Annotated in this window: 14 protein-coding genes; 12 read left to right on the forward strand and 2 right to left on the reverse strand. The window is 66.2% G+C overall.

All coding sequences use genetic code 11. The features are described from left to right. The first annotated feature begins 145 nt into the window (after positions 1–145). The 12 genes from GN331_RS12420 (at position 146) to GN331_RS12475 (ending at position 16239) form a co-directional block, all read left to right on the forward strand. Complete coding sequence (locus tag GN331_RS12420) at positions 146–2551, forward strand: DEAD/DEAH box helicase (protein ID WP_156642582.1); 2406 nt, start codon at positions 146–148, stop codon at positions 2549–2551. After that, positions 2548–3420, forward strand: coding sequence for a ribonuclease H-like domain-containing protein (locus GN331_RS12425; RefSeq protein ID WP_156642583.1), 873 nt, complete (start codon positions 2548–2550; stop codon positions 3418–3420). Before GN331_RS12420 ends, GN331_RS12425 begins: the two co-directional genes overlap by 4 nt. A 142-nt stretch (positions 3421–3562) precedes the next feature. Further along, complete coding sequence (locus GN331_RS12430) at positions 3563–4903, forward strand: hypothetical protein (RefSeq protein WP_156642584.1); 1341 nt, start codon at positions 3563–3565, stop codon at positions 4901–4903. 87 nt (positions 4904–4990) lie between these two features. Then, positions 4991–6256 carry a hypothetical protein gene (locus GN331_RS12435; RefSeq protein ID WP_156642585.1) on the forward strand — a complete coding sequence of 422 codons (1266 nt, stop codon included), beginning with the start codon at positions 4991–4993 and terminating at the stop codon, positions 6254–6256. Then, a complete protein-coding gene (gene dinB / locus GN331_RS12440) occupies positions 6247–7350 on the forward strand; it encodes a DNA polymerase IV (RefSeq protein ID WP_425489293.1) in 1104 nt (367 codons plus the stop codon). Before GN331_RS12435 ends, dinB begins: the two co-directional genes overlap by 10 nt. A 57-nt stretch (positions 7351–7407) precedes the next feature. Continuing rightward, a complete protein-coding gene (locus GN331_RS12445) occupies positions 7408–8151 on the forward strand; it encodes an endonuclease/exonuclease/phosphatase family protein (RefSeq protein ID WP_331713475.1) in 744 nt (247 codons plus the stop codon). Continuing rightward, on the forward strand, positions 8148–9416 hold the full coding sequence (gene clsB / locus GN331_RS12450; protein WP_331713476.1) for a cardiolipin synthase ClsB: 1269 nt from the start codon (positions 8148–8150) through the stop codon (positions 9414–9416). The genes GN331_RS12445 and clsB overlap by 4 nt, the downstream gene beginning before the upstream one ends. Beyond that, complete coding sequence (locus GN331_RS12455; protein WP_156642586.1) at positions 9413–10384, forward strand: lysylphosphatidylglycerol synthase transmembrane domain-containing protein; 972 nt, start codon at positions 9413–9415, stop codon at positions 10382–10384. The genes clsB and GN331_RS12455 overlap by 4 nt, the downstream gene beginning before the upstream one ends. Positions 10385–10418: 34 nt before the next feature. Then, complete coding sequence (locus GN331_RS12460; protein ID WP_156642587.1) at positions 10419–14396, forward strand: PAS domain S-box protein; 3978 nt, start codon at positions 10419–10421, stop codon at positions 14394–14396. A 373-nt stretch (positions 14397–14769) separates the two neighbouring features. After that, the gene (locus GN331_RS12465) at positions 14770–15261 is read left to right on the forward strand and encodes a helix-turn-helix domain-containing protein (protein ID WP_156642588.1); all 492 of its coding nucleotides are present in this window, start codon (positions 14770–14772) and stop codon (positions 15259–15261) included. Beyond that, positions 15258–15665, forward strand: coding sequence for a VOC family protein (locus GN331_RS12470; RefSeq protein ID WP_156642589.1), 408 nt, complete (start codon positions 15258–15260; stop codon positions 15663–15665). Before GN331_RS12465 ends, GN331_RS12470 begins: the two co-directional genes overlap by 4 nt. A gap of 46 nt (positions 15666–15711) precedes the next feature. After that, entirely contained in the window at positions 15712–16239 is a 528-nt protein-coding gene (locus GN331_RS12475) for a MepB family protein (protein ID WP_197427120.1), read from the forward strand. 96 nt (positions 16240–16335) lie between these two features. Here GN331_RS12475 and pnp read toward each other — a convergent pair whose 3' ends face one another. Both pnp and rpsO read right to left on the reverse strand, forming a co-directional pair. Continuing rightward, entirely contained in the window at positions 16336–18444 is a 2109-nt protein-coding gene (gene pnp, locus GN331_RS12480; RefSeq protein ID WP_331713477.1) for a polyribonucleotide nucleotidyltransferase, read from the reverse strand. Between the two features lie 128 nt (positions 18445–18572). Next, the gene (gene rpsO / locus GN331_RS12485; RefSeq protein WP_156642590.1) at positions 18573–18833 is read right to left on the reverse strand and encodes a 30S ribosomal protein S15; all 261 of its coding nucleotides are present in this window, start codon (positions 18831–18833) and stop codon (positions 18573–18575) included. Between the last annotated feature and the right edge of the window lie 47 nt (positions 18834–18880).

Below are 18880 nucleotides of genomic sequence, written 5' to 3' on the forward strand. Positions count from 1 at the left end.
GCAATGTGGCCTTCAATGCGGCGCGCCGCTGCGCCCGTCTGGTGGAGCCGCACCACCAACAACGACGATCGTTCCGCGCACCCCAGTTCTCATCCCCTGAGACAACACGTCACTACAACATCGACCGTCGCAAGGAGACGCATCGATGTCGGCACTGACGCTGTTCGAACACCCCGCACCGCCTGCCCCGCGCATCCGCGATGGTGGCCTGCTCGCCACGAAACTCGCGGGCAAGCACGCCGCGCTGATCACCGGGCACTTCCTGATTCCCGGTCGCGAAGGCCGCTACGCCGAACTCCCCGACACACTTCCGCCCGCCCTCGCCAACGCACTCCAGACGCGCGGCGTCACCCAACTCTACGCACACCAACGCGACGCCTGGGACGCCGCGCAGCGCGGTGAACACCTCGTCGTCGCGACGCCGACCGCCTCCGGCAAGTCCCTCTGCTACACCCTGCCCGTCGTCGCCGCCGCCATGACCAAACAGGCGAAGGCGCTCTACCTCTTCCCGACCAAGGCGCTCGCGCAGGACCAAGTCGCCGAACTGATCGAACTCAACCGCGCCGGCGATCTCGGCCTGCGCACCGCCACGTTCGACGGCGACACACCCGGCGACCAACGCCAGGCGATCCGCCTCAACGGGGACATCGTCGTCAGCAATCCGGACATGCTCCACCAGGGCATCCTGCCGCACCACACCAAGTGGGCGCAGTTCTTCGAAGGTTTGCAGTACGTCGTCATCGACGAGATCCACAGTTATCGCGGTGTGTTCGGCTCGCACCTGGCCAATGTGCTGCGCCGCCTGCGGCGCGTGTGCGCGTTCTACGGGGCGCACCCGCAATTCATCCTGTGCTCGGCGACGATCGGCAATCCGAAGGACCATGCCGAAACGCTGATCGAGAGTGATGTCACGGCGATCACCGACTCCGGCGCCCCGAGTGGCGACAAACACGTGCTGTTGTGGAACCCGCCGGTGGTCAACCCCGATCTCGGCCTGCGCGCCTCCGCGCGCTCGCAGAGCAACAAGATTGCGCGCACCGCAATCCGTGCGGGGCTCAAGACGCTGGTGTTCGCGCAATCTCGCACGATGGTGGAAGTGCTGACGAAGTACCTGAAAGACGTCTTCGACCACGATCCCCGCAAGCCTGCGCGCATCCGTGCGTATCGCGGCGGCTATCTTCCAACCGAACGCCGCGACGCCGAGCGCGCGATGCGCGAGGGCCGGATCGACGGCATCGTGTCGACCTCCGCGCTGGAACTCGGGGTCGACATCGGCAGCCTCGATGTCGTCGTTCTCAACGGCTATCCGGGGTCCGTCGCCGCCACATGGCAGCGCTTCGGACGCGCAGGTCGTCGACAACAGGCGTCCGTCGGCGTGCTCGTCGCGAGCTCCGATCCGCTCGACCAATACGTCGTGCGCCATCCGGAGTTCTTCTCCGCTTCCACGCCGGAACATGCGCGCATCGCGCCCGACCAGCCGGTGATCCTGCTCGACCACATTCGTTGCGCCGCATTCGAGTTGCCCTTCCTGGACGGCGAACGCTTCGGCCCGGTGGATCCGTCGGTCTATCTCGAACTGCTCGCGCAGGACGGCGTGGTGCATTCCGAAGGCGGGCGTTGGGAATGGATCGCCGACAGTTATCCCGCCAACGCGGTGAGCCTGCGCTCCGTCGCCGACGGCAACTTCGTCGTCGTGGATCGCACCGATGGGCGCCAGGTGATCATCGCGGAAGTCGATTACTCGTCCGCGCCGCTGATGTTGTACGAAGGCGCGATCCACATGGTGCAGTCCACGCCCTACCAGGTGGAGCGCCTGGACTGGGAAGGCCGCAAGGCTTACGTCACGCGCACGCACGTGGATTACTACACCGACGCCATCGACTACACCAAGCTCAAGGTGCTCGAGCGTTTCGACGGCTGCATCGCGGGCGCGGGCACGTGCCACCACGGTGAAGTGCACGTCGTGCGCCGTGTCGCCGGTTACAAGAAGATCCGCTATTACACGCACGAGAACATCGGCTACGGGCCGGTCACGCTGCCCGACCAGGAAATGCACACCAGTTCGCTGTGGTGGCAGTTGCCGCAGGAGACGCTCGATGCGCGCTTCGAGTCGCGGCAGGATGCGCTGGATGGTTTCCTCGGCGCGGCGTACGCCCTGCACGTCGTCGCGAAGGTCGCGGTGATGGCGGATGCGGCGGACCTGCAGAAGGCCGTCGGCAGCGGAGACGGTGCGTGGTTCGCCACCGCCGATGGTCGCGGGCGCGGGCAGTTGCGCAGCACCGATGGCAGCGTCGCCGATCCGAACGTGCACGACCGCTTCGTGCCGACGGTCTACCTCTACGACAACTATCCCGGCGGCGTCGGCCAGAGCGAACCCTTGTGGGGTCGCCAGCACGAACTCGTCGTGCTCGCGCGCGAGCTCGTCGAACGCTGCGATTGCAAAGCCGGCTGCCCCGCGTGCGTCGGTCCCGTGCTCGAAATGCAGGAAGCCACCGTCGATTCGCCGCGCGCACTCGCGCTGCGCGTGCTCGGCGCACTGGAGGCGGCATGAGCCTCACGCTCGCCAAGTTGCAACAACTCAAGCGCCAAGCCGGTGGCGATATCGCGATTCGCGAGCCGGCACAAATGGAGAGCGCCCCTCCCCCGGCCCCTCCCCGCGATGCGGGGCGGGGGGCGCTGGCGATCGAGCAGCTGCGACAGTTGTTGCGTGTGCGCGATCCGATGCCCATCGCTCCTGCGCCCCACGTCGACCGCACTTTGCCCGGCGTCGAAATCGCCCCCGGCCTCCACCTGCGCGAAGCGCTCGTCCCCGACGACGCGCTACCCGAATCCTTCTGCGGTGCCTTCGATCGCAAGGACGCGCTCGATCCGGCGCGCATGCTCTTCTTCGACACCGAAACCACCGGCCTGGCCGGCGGCACCGGCACGCGCGCCTTCATGATCGGCGCCGCCGACTGGCACGGCGGCGCGCTGCGCATCCGCCAGCTCACGATGCGCACGATGGCCGCGGAGACGGCGATGCTCGATGCATTCCGCGCGTGGGTCGCGCCCGACACGGTGCTCGTCAGCTACAACGGCAAGTGCTACGACGCGCCGCTGCTCGCCACACGTTATCGGCTTGCGCGCCAAAGCAATCCCCTCGCCGGGTTGGCCCACGTCGATTTGCTCTACCCGACGCGCCGTCGCTATCGCGGCGTGTACGAAAACTGTCGGCTCGCGACCATCGAACGCCAGGTGCTTCGCATCGTGCGTGAAGACGACCTGCCCGGTTCCGAAGCACCCGCCGCGTGGTTGTCGTTCCTGCGCGGCGGTAGCGCGCAAACGTTGCGCCGCGTGCTCGCGCACAACCATCAGGACGTCGTTTCGCTTTCACGCTTGCTGCGACATTTGAGTGTCGCGAATTTGCCGCTGAGTCCGTAACGCGCATTCACCAAAAACCGCGACGAACGGTCGTCCTGCACATGGTGATCACGGCGTTGAACAGGCTGCGATCCCCAAATCGCGATCACTCCGGAGCAGGGGCAAGACCATGACACACGCTCATCATCGTGTGCGCTTGCGCATGGCAGGACTCGTCCTGTCAACGTGCCTGGCGCCAACCGCCTTCGCCGCTTCGATCAGCGGCGCCATCTTCACCACCGACACCGACGGCAACGTCAACGTCAACCAGTACGAGAGCAAGGCCGACGTCTACCTCAACGGTGGACCGACCAACGCCAATTGCGATGCCGCTGCGATCCCCGACGGCACCTACGTCTTCCAGGTCACCAATCCGTCCGGCAGTGTGCTGCTGAGCAGCGACACGATCGAGCATCGCCAGTTCACCGTCGTCGGCGGCGTCGCGCAGTCCGCCGTGGACCACGCCGTCGACACCGTCGACCCGCCTTGCGCTGGCGTCCGCGTACAACTGGCGCCCTTCGACGACACGCCCAACAACGGCGGCGTCTACAAGGTCTGGATCACGCGCCTGTCCGACTACAACGCCAATGGCGGATTCAAGAACAGCGACAGCAAGACCGACAACTTCCACGTCAAGCTGCCTGCCGAAGAACCCGAAACCGCCGACATCAGCATCTACAAGTTCTACGACGCCAACGCCAACGGCGAGTGGGATCCGGATGAAGTGCCCCTGTTCGGTTGGCTGATGACGCTGGGCGACAGCAACGGTGGTTCCGGCGCAGCGCTGACGCAATCGCCCGATGGCATCGTGAGCGTGACGGGCCTGGATCCGACGCTGACCTATTCGGTCACCGAAGGCCTGGGCGGCGGCACGTGGCATCAGTCCGCGTCCATCGTCAACGGCACGTCCACCCCGACGCCGACCAATCCGGTCACGGGGCTGACGCTCACCGTCGGCGAAACGACGATCGTGGAGTTCGGTAACTACTGCGACTGCAAGAGCGGCGGCAAGCCGAAGTCCTGGTGGATCACCGCCTCCGGGCAGACCAAGGTCAACGACGGCGCGACGATGAACCCCGAGTTCAACGCGCTCAACCAGTTGAACCTGCGGTCCTCCAGCGGTAGCAACTGGAACCTGACCACCACGCTGGCCACGCCGACGCAGGCGCAGAACTGGACGACCTTCGTCAACTGGGTCAACAACGCGAGCACGACCAACATGGCCTACGCGTTGTCCCGCCAGGTGGCGATCCTGCGGCTCAACATCGATGCCGGTTACGTGAGCGGGGCGAACTTCTACAAGCCCGCGAACGAATCGATCACCGCCCTGTTGAACGAAGCCAACGCCGCGCTGCTCGCCGACGGCAACACCCCGGTCGGCGACATCAACCGCCCGGCGCAGGAGCAGTTGCTCGCGTGGATCACCGAGATCAACAGCGGCACCGTCACGGTGATCAAGCCCACGCCCTGCCCGTTCAAGTTCTACCTCCCCCCGCCGGTCTGATCCCGGCGCGACAAGGCTCCAACCCGCGGCCCCGGTGATCCCGGGGCCGCGTGCTTTATCCTGCGTGCACTCCCGCAGGGGTTTGCCATGACCGAGCACGACGACAGCGCCTCCACGCTGCCCCGCCACACCACGCCCACGTGGGAAGTCGAGCTGCTGATCTCCGGCGTCGCGGTGTTCGCGATGCTGCAACTGCCCGAACTGCTCGACAACTACATCCTCGACTGGGCGCCGCGCCTGGTCGATCGCTGGGCGAAGCTGCTCTTCGTCGTCTATGTCTACGCCAAGAGCGCCGCGATCATCCTGGCGGTCACCTTCGTCATCCACCTGCTGCTGCGTGCGCGCTGGATCGCGCTGGTGGGCATGTTGTCGATCTATCCCAAGGGCGTGGACTGGGATCACTTCCATCTCGGCCCCAATGCGCGCGAATTCGAAAGCAAGCGCCTGGGCCGCATGGAGGACGCGATCGATCGCGCCGACAACCGCGCGACGATGGTGTTCGCGATGGGCGTCGTGCTGGCCTCGATCCTGTGCGTGGTGACGCTCGTCGCCGCCACGCTGATCAGCGTGGCCTGGATGCTCGAGGCACGCTTCGGCCTGCGCGCCAACACGATGTGGGTGATGTGGGGCGTGGCGTTGGTGATGCTGCCCTACGGCATCGCGATGGGCGTCGACAAGCGCTTCGGCGCGCGCATGGCGCCGGGCAGCTTCGGCACGCGCGTGTTGCGTGCCGTGCTCGGCCTGTATTCGAAGCTCGGCGTGGGCATGGCGAACAACCCCGCACTCGCGTTGCTCTCCAGCCATCGCGGGCGGCGGAAAACCATCGTGCTGATCGCGTCGATCTTCATGATCGCGACCATCGCCGCCTCGACGAGCTACTACATCGCGCGCAATCCCGACGCCTACGGCAGCTACGACGCCTTCCCCGACGAAGACGACGTGCCATCGCGTTCGGTGGACCCGGCGCACTACGACGACCGTCGCGATCCGATCCGCAGCCCGGTCGCTCCCTACATCCAATCGGCGGTGGTGATCGGCCCGTATGTCCAGTTGATCGTGCCCTGGGTGCCCGACCGCGACGGACCCGCACTCGACGCACGCTGCGGCACCTTGCCGACGGAAGAGCAACTGAAGTGCTACGCCGAACACGTCCGCCCCGTCACGCTCGACGGCAAGCCGATCGGCCCGGCCTTCGACATCGGCGAGGACGCGCGGACCAGCCGTCCCGCGCTCATCGCGATGATCGACGTGCGCCAACTTCCCCAGGGCCGACACGTGCTGGGCATCACCCTGCCGCAGCGCGGCCCGCACGACGACGCGCCCGACGCCGATTTCATTCCGTTCTGGCGGTGAGCGAAGACACGCCACAGCGCAAGATCCTGCATGTCGACATGGACGCGTTCTATGCGTCCGTCGAGCAGCGCGACGACCCGTCGCTGCGCGGTCGCCCCGTGGTCGTTGCGTGGCGTGGCGCACGCTCGGTGGTGTGCGCGGCGAGTTATGAAGCGCGCAAGTTCGGCGTGCGCTCGGCGATGCCCGCGATCCGCGCCGAACGTCTGTGTCCGCAGGCGGTGTTCGTTCCTCCGGATTTCGTGCGCTACAAGGCGGTCTCGAAACAGGTGCGCGAAATCTTCGGGCGCCACACCGACCTGATCGAACCGCTTTCGCTCGACGAGGCCTACCTCGACGTCACCCAGACCTTCACCGGTTTGCCGAGCGCGACCGCCACCGCGCAGGCCATTCGCGCGGAGATCCGCGAGGAAACCGAACTCACGGCATCGGCCGGGGTCGCGCCGAACAAGTTCCTCGCGAAGATCGCCTCGGACTGGAACAAGCCCGATGGCCTGTTCGTGATCCGGCCGCACCAGGTCGACGCCTTTCTCGCGCCCTTGCCCGTCGGTCGCCTACCGGGCGTGGGCAAGGTGATGGAAGCCAAGCTCGCGGAACTGGGCGTGTCGACCGTGTCGGACCTGCGCGTGCTCGGTCCCGCGGCGCTCGAACAACGGTTCGGTCGATGGGGGCGACGCCTGCACGAACTCGCGCACGGCATCGACGATCATCCGGTGCAATCCGAACGCCCGACGATGCAGATCAGTGCGGAAGACACCTTTGAACGCGATTTGCGATTGTCGGAGATGGAGGACCACATCCGTCGCCTCGCGGAGAAAGCCTGGCGCGGTTACGAGCGCGAACGCGCCGACCCGCACGGACGCATCGCGCGCACCGTGGTCCTCAAGCTGAAGACCGACGACTTCCGCATTCTCACGCGCAGCCTCACGCCCCCCGAGCCGCCGGCGTCGCTGGAAGCCGTCGCGGACATCGCGTGTGCGTTGCGCGAACGTGTCGACCTGCCCTCGCGCACGCGCTATCGCCTCGTCGGCGTGGGCCTGTCGGGCTTCATCGACGCCGACCGACTGAACGCCGCGCAGACCGATCTGTTCGGCTGACCCATCCGTCACGGGCGCGACCCGCACAATCCCGGCATCTCCCGAGTCCCCTCCTCCGTGCCGGCCGTCACCGTCCTCACCCTCAATTGCCACATGGGCTTCGATCTGCTCGGGCGCCGCTTCGTGCTGCACGAGTTGCGCGAGGCCGTGCGTGGCATCGGGGCCGATCTCGTGTTCCTGCAGGAGGTCCTCGGCGAACACGCACTGCACAAGCAGCGGCATGCGAAGTGGCCCGACACGCCGCAGTACGAATTCCTCGCCGATTCGATCTGGTCGCACGCCGCGTATGGGCGCAACGCGGTGTATCCGCACGGTCATCACGGCAACGCGTTGTTGTCGAAGTACGCGATCCGCGCGTATCGCAACTGCGATGTCACCATCACCGGGCACGAAGAGCGCGGGCTGCTGCATTGCCAGTTGCACGTCGATGACGGCCCGTATTCCCTGCATGCGATCTGCGTGCACCTGGGTCTGCGCGAATCGCACCGCCAGAAGCAATTGCGGTTGTTGTGCGAAATCGTGCACGACGCGATCCCGCGCGCGGCGCCGCTGATCGTCGCCGGCGATTTCAACGATTGGCGCGAGCGCGGCCATCCTGTGCTCGATAGTTGCGGGCTGACCGAAGTCTTCCTCGCCACGCAAGGCCGGCATGCGCGCACGTTCCCTGCGCGCTGGCCCATGCTGCCGGTGGATCGGTTGTACATTCGCAACGCGCGCGTGATCGAGGCCAACGTGCTGACGAAGAAACCGTGGACGCATTTGTCCGACCACGTGCCGCTGCTGGCGAAGGTGGCGTGGTGAGCCTGGGCTGGCGACGGCCGCGCGCACCGGGGCCCTGGCGCTCCGGCAATCGCGTGCAATTGCTGGAGAACGGCGAGGAATTCTTCCCGCGCGCGTTCGCCGCGATCGCCGCCGCGCAGCGCGAGGTAATCATCGAGACCTTCATCCTGTTCGAGGACCCGGTGGGCCGGGATCTGCAACGCGCGTTGATCCAGGCGGCCAATCGCGGGGTGCGCGTCGATCTGACGGTCGATGGTTACGGATCGCCCGACTTCTCGCCCGAGTTCCTGTCCGAACTCGTGGCCGCCGGTGTGCGCGTGCATGTGTTCGATCCGCATCCGGGTTGGGTCGGGATTCGCGTCAACGTGTTCCGGCGCCTGCATCGCAAGTTGCTGATCGTCGATGGCACGCGCGCGTTCATCGGCGGCATCAACTATTCGGTGGATCACCTCGCGGAAACCGATCCGAAGGGGAAGCAGGATTACGCGGTCGAGATCGAAGGGCCGGTGGTCGCCGACATCCTGAGTTTCGCGCGCGCGGCGCTTGCGGGCGATGGGACGGGCGAGCGGTGGAAGCATCCGGCGACACAAGAATCGACGCAACCCTCCATCGGGGTCGTAGGGGGGCTCAGCCCCCCTACAACCCCGCAGGAAGAAGCAGGCACCGCCGAAGTCCTCTTCGAACTCCGCGACAACCGCCGTCGCCGCACGTCGATCGAACGCGAATACCGCCGCGCGATCCGCGAAGCGAAGCGCGAAATCATCATCGCCAACGCCTACTTCTTCCCCGGTTGGGGCTTCCTGCGCGAACTGCGCCGCGCCGCGCGTCGTGGCGTGCGCGTCACCCTGCTCGTCGCGGCCGAATCCGACACGCCCATCGCCCACCCCGCCACGCGCACGCTCTATCGGCACTTGCTGCGCGCGCACGTGGATATCGTCGAATACTGCGAACGGCCCTTCCACGGCAAGGTTGCGTTGATCGACGGCACGTGGGCGACCATCGGGTCGAGCAACCTCGATCCGCTGAGCCTGGCGTTGAACCTGGAGTCGAACGTGTTCGTGCGCGATGCGGCCTTCGCTTCGCAACTGCAGGCGAGTCTGACTGAACTTCGCCAGCGTCAGTGCCACACCGTCGATGCGGCCTATCTCGGCAAACGCAGTTGGTGGACCGATCTCACGCGGCCGCTGTTGTTCCATGTGTTGCAACGCTTCCCGCGCTGGGCGGGGCTGTTGCCGGCGCATACGCCGCAGCTCGTGCGCATCACCGCGCCGGCGGACACGCCATGACGCATCGCCGCCCGTGGCTCGCGCGCGCGAAGCGGGTGGTCTTCGTCGCCTTCCTCTGCGGCGTGGCGTACCTGTTGTGGCGCGCAGGACAATCGCTCGACTGGCATGCGGTCGGCGATGTACTGCGCAACCTCGACGCCGCGACGCTCGCCACCGCGTTCGCACTCACCGCCGCGAGTTTCCTGCTCTACACCGGCTACGACCTGGCCGCCCGCCGTTACGCCGGGCACGACGTACCCACCGCGCGCGTGATGCTGATTTCCTTCATCGCCTACACCTTCGCGCTGAACATCGGCGCGGCGGTCGGCGGCGCGGGATTCCGGCTGCGCATGTACGGGCGCGAAGGCGTGCCGATCGGGCGCGTCACGCGCGTGATCGCGTTCTGCATCGCGACCAACTGGATCGGCTTCTTCGTACTCGCCGGCGCCTTGTTCTCGAGCGGTGCGCTCGTGCCGCCGCCCAACTTCCCCCTCCACGTTTTCGGACTGGCCCCGGGCGCCGGCATGCGTGCGCTCGGTGTGCTGATGCTGGGCATCGGCGTGGCCTACCTGATCGCGTGCTTCACCACGCACGGGCGCGTATTCCACGTCCGCGGACATCATTTCCGCTTCCCGACGCCCCGCCTGGCGCTGCTCCAGATCGCGATGGCGACGACCAACTGGACGCTCATGGGCCTGACCGTCGCGTGCTTCCTCCCCCAGGTGGGGGATGCGCAGGTGATCGGCGCATTGCTGCTCGCGGCCGTTGCAACCGCGATTGCGCACATCCCGGCAGGCATTGGCGTCGCCGAAGCCGTATTCATCGCGTTGCTCGGCCATCGCGTGCCCGCGCCGCAATTGATCGGCGCGCTGATCGCCTATCGGGCGTGCTATTTCCTCGCGCCGCTGGTGGTGGCGACGATCGCCTACGCGGGCCTGGAGCTCGTCAGGCGGCCGTCCTCCACGCTTCCATCCGTTGCGAAGCAGTAGGGTCTTCGCACGCGAGGAATTCGTTACAGGAACGATGGACACGCATGGACCAGACGCCGAGCGACGTGCCGGAGAAGGCGACTGGCTGCGGCGCGTGCATGCGTTCGACTGGGCGGCCACCCCGCTCGGCCCGCTGACGAACTGGCCCCACGCGCTGCGCACCGCGCTGCAGCTGCACGAATCGGAGATCGACCATCTTCGCCGCCTGCAGCGCCTGAGCACGCGCTTGGTGCGCGACGACGAGGATGAAGAGCAACTGCTGGAAGACGTCGTCGCCGCGGCGGTCATCATCACCGGCGCACAGAGCGGCGAGTTGCGGATGCTGCGCGAAGACGGCGACCTGGAGCTGATCGCCAGCCGCGGATTCGAACACAGCTTCGCCGACTTCCACCACGCGACCGGCGCGAGCGCGCTCGCCGAGGAATGCGCGCACACCGCGCGCCGCCTGATGGTGGACGACGTCGCGTTCTCGCCTTTCTTCGACGACGACACGCGCGAAGCCCTGGCGAAGAGCGGCATCCGTTCGATCCAGGCCGCGCCGCTGCTCGCACGCGACGGCCGCGTCCTCGGCGTGTTGAGTACGCATCACCGCGACGGCGTGCCAGGCGAACGCGATCTGTTGCTCCTCGATCTGCTCTCGCGCCAGGCCGCCGATTGGATCGAACGCGCGCACGCGGTCGACAAGCTCGAAGACAGCGAGCGCCGACTGCGCACGATCCTGCACCAGACCGTCGCCGGCATGTTCGTCGCCGACGTCGACGGCCGCATGACCTACGTCAATCGGTGTTGGTGTCGCATGCTCGGCTATCGCGAAGACGAGCTCGTCGGCAAGCATCTGCTGGACATCACCGATCCCGAATGCCTGGATCGCACGACCGACGCGCTGCGCCGACTGGAAGGCGGCATGCCGAGCCTCACGCTCGAGAAACGCTATCGCCGAAAGGACGGCACGACGATGTGGGGCAGCTCCAGCGTAAGCGCGCTGCGCGGGCCGGATGGACAGTACGAAGGCTCGGTCGCGGTGGTCATCGACATCGGCGAACACAAACGGCTCGAACAATCCCTGCGCGACCAGGCCGATCGCCTGGAACTCGCGCTGCAAACCGGGCGCCTCGGCACGTGGCACCTGGACCTCAACACCCTGGAAACGCAGGCCTCCGACCAGTGCAAGGCGAACTTCGGCCTGCAACCGCACGAGTCCCTGGATTTCCATCGCGCCTTCGAAGAGCTGATCCATCCCGAGGACCGCGATGCGATGCGCAGCGCGCTGTCGCAAACCATCAGCGCGCGCGGCGACTACGACGCCGACTTCCGCGTCGTGTGGCCCGACGGCAGCGTGCATTGGATCGTGTCGCGCGGGCGCGCCGTGTACGACGCCGAGGGCCGCGCGGTGGCGATGACGGGCGTGAACTTCGACGACACCGAGCGCCGCGGCGCGATGGATCGCCTGCGCGAGAACGAAGCGCAGTTGCGGCGGACCGTCGAGGACGCGCCGCTCGCGCTGTGCCTGCATGCCGCCGACGGCGAGATCCTCAACCTCAGCCGCCACTGGACCGAACTGACCGGCTACACCAAGAACGACGCGGCGGTCCTGCAGGAATGGTTGCGACGCGCCTACGGTATTCGCGACGAGGAATTCCACGAAGCCATCGAACGCATCTTCGGCGGCGACCACGCGATGGTGCAGACCGACATCGAGATCCTCACGCGCAACGGCGTGCCGCGCACGTGGAGCCTCGCTGCGTCGTCGCCCGGCTTGCTGAAGGATGGGCGGCGCTACATCGTCGCGATGGCGCTGGACATCACCGAACGCAAGCGGGCCGAAGCGCTGATGCGCCGCTCCGCCGCGCGCGCCGCGTTCCGCGTGTCGTTCAGCGATCTGTTGCGGCCGCTGTCGGACCCGGTCGAGATCCAGTGCACGGCCGCCACCGCGCTGTGCGAACACCTCGGCGCGGACCGGACGCTCTACGCCGAGATGTCGGAAGACGGCCACACCGTGCGCGTGCATACCGATCACTGCCGCGAAGGCGTGCCGACGGTGGGCGGCAACCACGAACTGGCGGCCTTCGGCGACGAGATCGGCCAACGCCTGCGCGCCGGCCGCACGGTGGTGCTCGACGATGCCTACGCGTCCAGCACGCTGGGACAAGCGCAGCGCGACGCGTACGAGCGCGTGCAGGTGCGCGCGCATGTCAGCGTGCCGTTGGTGAAGCGCGGCCGCCTTGCCGCGTTGCTGAGCGTGCACCAGGCCACGCCGCGCCTGTGGGCCGGCGATGAGATCGCGTTGATCGAGGAAACCGGGGAGCGCACCTGGGCCGCGATCGCGCGCGCACGCGCCGAGGCCGCGGTGCGCGAGAGCGAAGCGCGCCTGGAAGCCGAACTCGCCGATGCCACGCTGTTGCAGAGCATCAGCGCCGAACTCGTGCACGAGGAAAGCGAGGATGCGCTGTACGACAACATCGTCGCCGCGGCGATGGCGATCATGCGTTCGCAATTCGCCGTGCTGCAACGCTTGCACCCCGAGCGCGGCAACGGCGGTGAACTGGAATTGCTGGCCTCGCGCGGCTTCACGCCGCAATCGACCACCGAATGGACGTGGATCGACGCAGGCCCCGCTTCGCAAAGTTGCAGCGCGCAGGCGATGCGCGCCGGACAGCGCATGATCATCGACGACATCGCACACCAGCCTTCGATGGAAGGCTCGACGGATCTGGATCGTTATCGCCGCACCGGCATCGCCGCGGTGCAGAGCACGCCGTTGTTCGCACGCGACGGGCAGATCGTCGGCATGATCTCCACGCACTGGACGCGCCCGCACATGCCGGCCGAACGCGACCTGCGCCTGGTCGACATCCTCGCGCGCCAGGCGGCCGACCTGATCGAACGCCGCCAGGCGCTGGAAGACCTGCGCGCCGCGGACCGCCGCAAGGACGAATTCCTCGCCACCCTCGCCCACGAGCTGCGCAATCCCCTGGCGCCGCTGCGCAATTGCCTGCACATCCTGCGCGCGACCGAAGGCGACGACGCGCAGCTGCACAAGCTGCACGGGATGATGGAGCGGCAGGTTTCGCACATGGTGCGGCTGGTCGACGATCTGATGGAGGTCTCGCGCATCACGCGCGGCGAGATCGAACTGCGCAGGCAACGCGTCACGCTGCGCGACGTGCTCGAAGGCGCCATCGAAACCAGTCGGCCGCTCCTGGAGCAAGCGAACCACCATTTCCATGTCGAAGCGACGCCCGAAGCGCTGCCGCTCGAAGCCGACCCGATGCGCCTGGCGCAGGTATTCACCAACCTGCTCAACAACGCGGCGAAGTACACGCCCGCCGGCGGCAACATCACGTTGCAGGCCAAGCGCGAGGGGAACATGGTGGAGGTGCGCGTGCACGACGACGGCATCGGGCTGGCGGCGGAGATGTTGACGCAGGTGTTCGACATGTTCACGCAGAGCGAGCATGGGCGTGCGCATTCGCAGGGCGGGCTCGGGATCGGGCTCACGCTGGTGAAAAGTTTGGTCGAACAGCATGGCGGGACGGTGGAGGCGCGCAGCGCGGGGCTCGGGCAAGGCAGCGAGTTCATCGTGCGGTTGCCGCTCGCGGCCGGGGCGCGCATCGAGGAAACCGGGGATTGGCCGGTGGTGCGCCATCGGGATGCGATGTCGATTCTCGTCGCCGACGACAATCACGAGAGTGCCGATTCGATGGCGTTGTTCCTGCAGATGCGCGGGCACGATGTGCGCACGGTGTATGACGGGCGCGCGGCGCTCGACGCGATCGCGGAGCGGCGGCCGGATGTGGTGTTGCTCGATCTCGGGATGCCGACGCTCGATGGGTACGAGACGTGCCAGCAGATTCGGGCCATGCCGGATGGGGACAAGATCGCGGTGATGGCCACCACGGGATGGGGGTCGGATGCGGATCGGGTTCGGTCGGCGGCCTGTGGGTTTGATGCGCATCTGGTGAAGCCGGTGGATCCGGGGTTGCTGTTGGCTCGGTTGGATGCGTTGCACTGATTGGGTGTTCGAAACCTGTTGGCGCGTCGCTGGGGCATCACCTTGCGGGTCGCTTCGATCAGCGGATGTCGCCCGAGCCGTCGTTGATGGGTGCGAAGCAAGCTTCGCACTGGCCGATCATTGAGGGCGAGGCGGGCGCTCCGCCCATCAAATCACCGCGAAGGTCTGGTGTGCTGGCAGTTGGCGCGCGCCGATCCGCACGTCGCACGCATTCACCAAGGGGTGTCGCGAAAACATCAGCCGTCGCGCGCAGCGGTGCGTCGTGCTGGATGTCCTTTTGCGGAGCGTGGCTCGCTCTTCGTGTAGCAAAAGGACATCCAGCGCGGCGTGCCGATGCGCCCCGCTGGTGGAGGCTCCGATAAACTCGAGGCGTATGCCTCCTCGCCCGCCCCAAGACCCTGACCTGCTGCGCCGCCTATTGCGCGCGAAGGACCGCATGGATGCGTGTTCGCATGAGGAATGGCCGGTGGAGCGGCTGGCTAAAGTGGGCGCAGTGTCCGAGGCGCACTTCGCGCGCTGTTTCAAGGAAGCGTTCGGGGTTCCGCCGCACCGGTATTTGCTGACTCGCCGCATTGAGCGTGCGACGGCGTTGTTGCGCGAGACGGAGTTGTCGATCACCGACATCGCGTTCCAGACGGGGTGGAGCAGCTTGGGGACGTTCGGGCGTACGTTTCGCGATATCACGGGTGAGAGTCCGGGTGGGTTGCGTGCGCGGGAGCGTGCGGCGTCGCATGCGCCGGAGGCCGTGCCGGTTTGTCATCTCAAGGCCGCGCGGCGGCCGAAGCTCACCATCGCAGTTTCGGAGAAGCGCCGGCGGGAGGCGGGTCGTAGGATCGCCGCACCTTCAACGGAGAATGTCGAATGAGCCAGGGCGTCGGAGTCGTTGGTGTGTATGTGCGCGATCAGGAAGAGGCGCTGCAGTTCTATGTCGACAAGCTGGGGTTCCGCGTGCACACCGATGCGCGCAACGGGGACTATCGGTGGTTGACGGTGCAGCATCCGGAGCAGCCGTCGTTCCAGTTGGGGCTGTTCGCGCCGCAGGCGCCGGTGCTGGATGAGGCCACCGCGCAGAGTGCGCGCGAACTCGTTGCGAAGGGTGCGATGCCGCCGTTGGTGCTGATCGTCGACGACTGTCGCAAGGCGTATGCGCGGATGCGCGAGAAGGGCGTGGAATTTACACAGGAGCCGACGGAACGTTACGGCGCCGTCGATGCCGGTTTCCGCGACCCCTCGGGTAACGGCTGGAAGATGATCGAGGTTCGCGGATAACGCGTATTTCCCGTTCGATGAGGGCAGAGCCATTCACGATGATCTCGTGGCGACGAAGGCGCTTGTCTTCGATCCTGGCAAGTTCGAACTGACGGACTTTCGCGCCGAACGTGAGAGCACCGAGTACGCGGCGTGCGTCTTCAAACTCGACTCGGCTTCCATTTGCTTTCGAGTTGCGAAGACGACGCCGCGGAAGGTTGGTCAGTTCGTGACGTTATGGAAGCGCTACGGAACTGGCGCCATCCAGCCTTTCGACGCGTCGGATGGTTTCGACTTCTACGTCATCAGCACACGCACCACCGCGGGATTTGGTCAGTTCGTGTTTCCGCGGTCGGTACTGCTCGAGCAGGGTGTCCTGTCGCACGACGGCTGGGGCGGCAAGCGCGCGATTCGCATCTACCCACCATGGGTGGTGACGCTGAGTCGGCAGGCCCAACGAACGCAACGTTGGCAGACACCGCACTTCCTGGAGATCCCAGGCGAGGGAGGCTCGGTCGACTTGGACCGTTTGAAACTGCTCTACGGGCGGCCGCCTGCCGGTACATCGAAGGGGACGGCAACAAGGTCGAAGTGAGTCTCGACGCAAGGCGTCCGTCCGAAGTGACGCTGCTTCCCAAAACGAAAACAGGCCCCGAGGGGCCTGTTTTCTTTACAGCGATGCGCGCGGCGATTACTCGGCCGTGACGCCCTCGCCTTCTTCGACGGCCTTCATCGACAGGCGGATGCGGCCCTGCTTGTCGACTTCGAGGACCTTGACCTTCACCACGTCGCCTTCCTTGAGCTTGTCGCTGACCTTCTCGACGCGCTCGTTGGAGATCTGCGACACGTGGACCAGGCCGTCCTTGCCCGGGAGGATGGTCACGAACGCACCGAAGTCCATCAGCTTGACGACCTTGCCTTCGTAGATGCGGCCCGGCTCGACGTCGGACGTGATCTGCTCGATGCGCGCCTTCGCGGCCTGGGCGGCGGCGGCGTTGACCGACGCGATGACGATCGTGCCGTCGTCCTGGATGTCGATCTGCGTGCCGGTTTCCTTCGTGATCGCCTGGATCGTCGAACCGCCCTTGCCGATGACTTCGCGGATCTTGTCCGGATGGATCTTCATCGTGAGCAGGCGCGGCGCGAACTCGGACAGCTCGCCACGCGGCGTGGTGATGGCGTTGGCCATCTCGCCGAGGATGTGGAGACGACCGGCCTTCGCCTGTGCCAGCGCGACCTTCATGATCTCTTCGGTGATGCCCTGGATCTTGATGTCCATCTGCAGCGCCGAGATGCCGTTCTGCGTACCGGCCACCTTGAAGTCCATGTCGCCGAGGTGGTCTTCGTCACCGAGGATGTCGGACAGCACGACGTACTGCTCGCCTTCCTTCACCAGGCCCATCGCGATACCCGCGACCGGCGCCTTCACCGGCACGCCGGCGTCCATCAGCGCAAGCGAGGAACCGCAGACCGAGGCCATCGACGAGGAGCCGTTGGATTCGGTGATTTCCGACACGATGCGGATCGTGTACGGGAACTCTTCCATCGACGGCATCACGGCGAGCACGCCGCGCTTGGCGAGGCGGCCGTGGCCGATTTCGCGACGCTTCGGGCCCATCATGCGACCGGCTTCACCGACCGAGTAAGGCGGGAAGTTGTAGTGGAACAGGAAGTGTTCCTTGTACTCGCCACCGACGGCGTCGATGATCTGGCCGTCGCGCGCGGTGCCGAGCGTGGCGACCACGATCGCCTGCGTTTCGCCACGCGTGAACAGCGAGGAGCCGTGCGTGCGCGGCAGGATGCCGACCTGCGAGTTGATCGGGCGGACGGTGTCGAGCGCGCGGCCGTCGATGCGGACCTTCGTCGACAGCACCGAGTTGCGCATGGTGTTGTATTCGAGTTCGCCGAATTCCTTGCCGAAATCGGCCGGCAGCCAGCCTTCGGCTTCCGCGCGACCCGTCAGCGACGTCCACGTGTCCTTCTTGATCAGGGAGATCGCGTCTTTGCGCTCGCCCTTGTGACGGATCTGGTAGGCCTGCGAGAGCTGCGTGCCGCACGCTTCCTGGATCGCGGAGATCAGCGCGGCGTTCTTGGCCGGCGCGGTCCACGTCGAGGGCTTGGTGCCGGCTTCGACGGTCAGCTCGTTGATCGCGTTGATGACCTTCTGCATTTCGCGATGGCCGAACATCACCGCGCCGAGCATCACGTCTTCGGACAGTTCCTTGGCTTCGGACTCCACCATCAGCACGGCGTTGGACGTGCCGGCGACGACGAGTTCGAGTTCCGAATCAACGAGTTCGCTCGTCGAGGGATTGAGGATGTACTGGCCGTTCTTGTAACCGACCTTGGCGGCGCCGATCGGGCCCTGGAACGGCGTGCCGCCCAGCGCGAGCGCGGCCGAGGCGCCGATGAGCGCCGGGATGTCGCCGTCGACTTCCGGATTCAGCGACATCACCGTCGCGATGATCTGGACTTCGTTCTTGTATTCCTCGGGGAACAGAGGACGGATCGGGCGGTCGATCAGGCGCGAGATCAGCGTTTCCTTTTCGGTCTGGCGACCTTCGCGCTTGAAGAAGCCACCGGGGATGCGGCCGCCGGCGTAGAACTTTTCCTGGTAGTCGACGGTGAGCGGGAAGAAGTCCTGCCCCTCGCGCGCCGACTTGGCGGCGACGGCGGTGACCAGCAGTACGGTGCCATCGATCTTGACGACGACGGCGCCGGAGGCCTGGCGCGCGATCTCGCCGGTTTCGAGGGTGACCTCGTGCTTGCCGTACTGGAAGGTCTTGGTGATTTTCGCCACGGGTGTATTCCTTGGATGCAGTGCTTTCGGATGGACCTCAACCGACCCTTGCCGGTTGCGGCTGGCGCCATTGGCGGCGCCCAAAAACAAAACCGCGGCGCATCGCTGCGCCGCGGTTCGGGTATCGCTTATCGGCGCAGGCCGAGCTTCTCGATCAAGCTCTTGTAGCGCTCGTTGTCCTTGCGCTTCAGGTAATCGAGGAGGCTGCGACGACGATTGACCATCATCAGGAGGCCACGACGGCTGTGGTGGTCCTGCTTGTGGGTCTTGAAGTGGCCCGTGAGCTGCTCGATGCGGGCCGTGAGCAGGGCGACCTGGACTTCCGGCGAACCGGTGTCGTTGTCGCCGCGCTTGTGTTCGCTGATGACTTTCGCGGAATCGATGGACATTGCTTGCTAACTCCTGGATGCGAGGCTTGCAGGAACGCCCGGAATGT

It is taken from the genome of Noviluteimonas gilva (assembly GCF_009740395.1).
GTDB classification, from domain to species: Bacteria; Pseudomonadota; Gammaproteobacteria; order Xanthomonadales; family Xanthomonadaceae; genus Noviluteimonas; species Noviluteimonas gilva.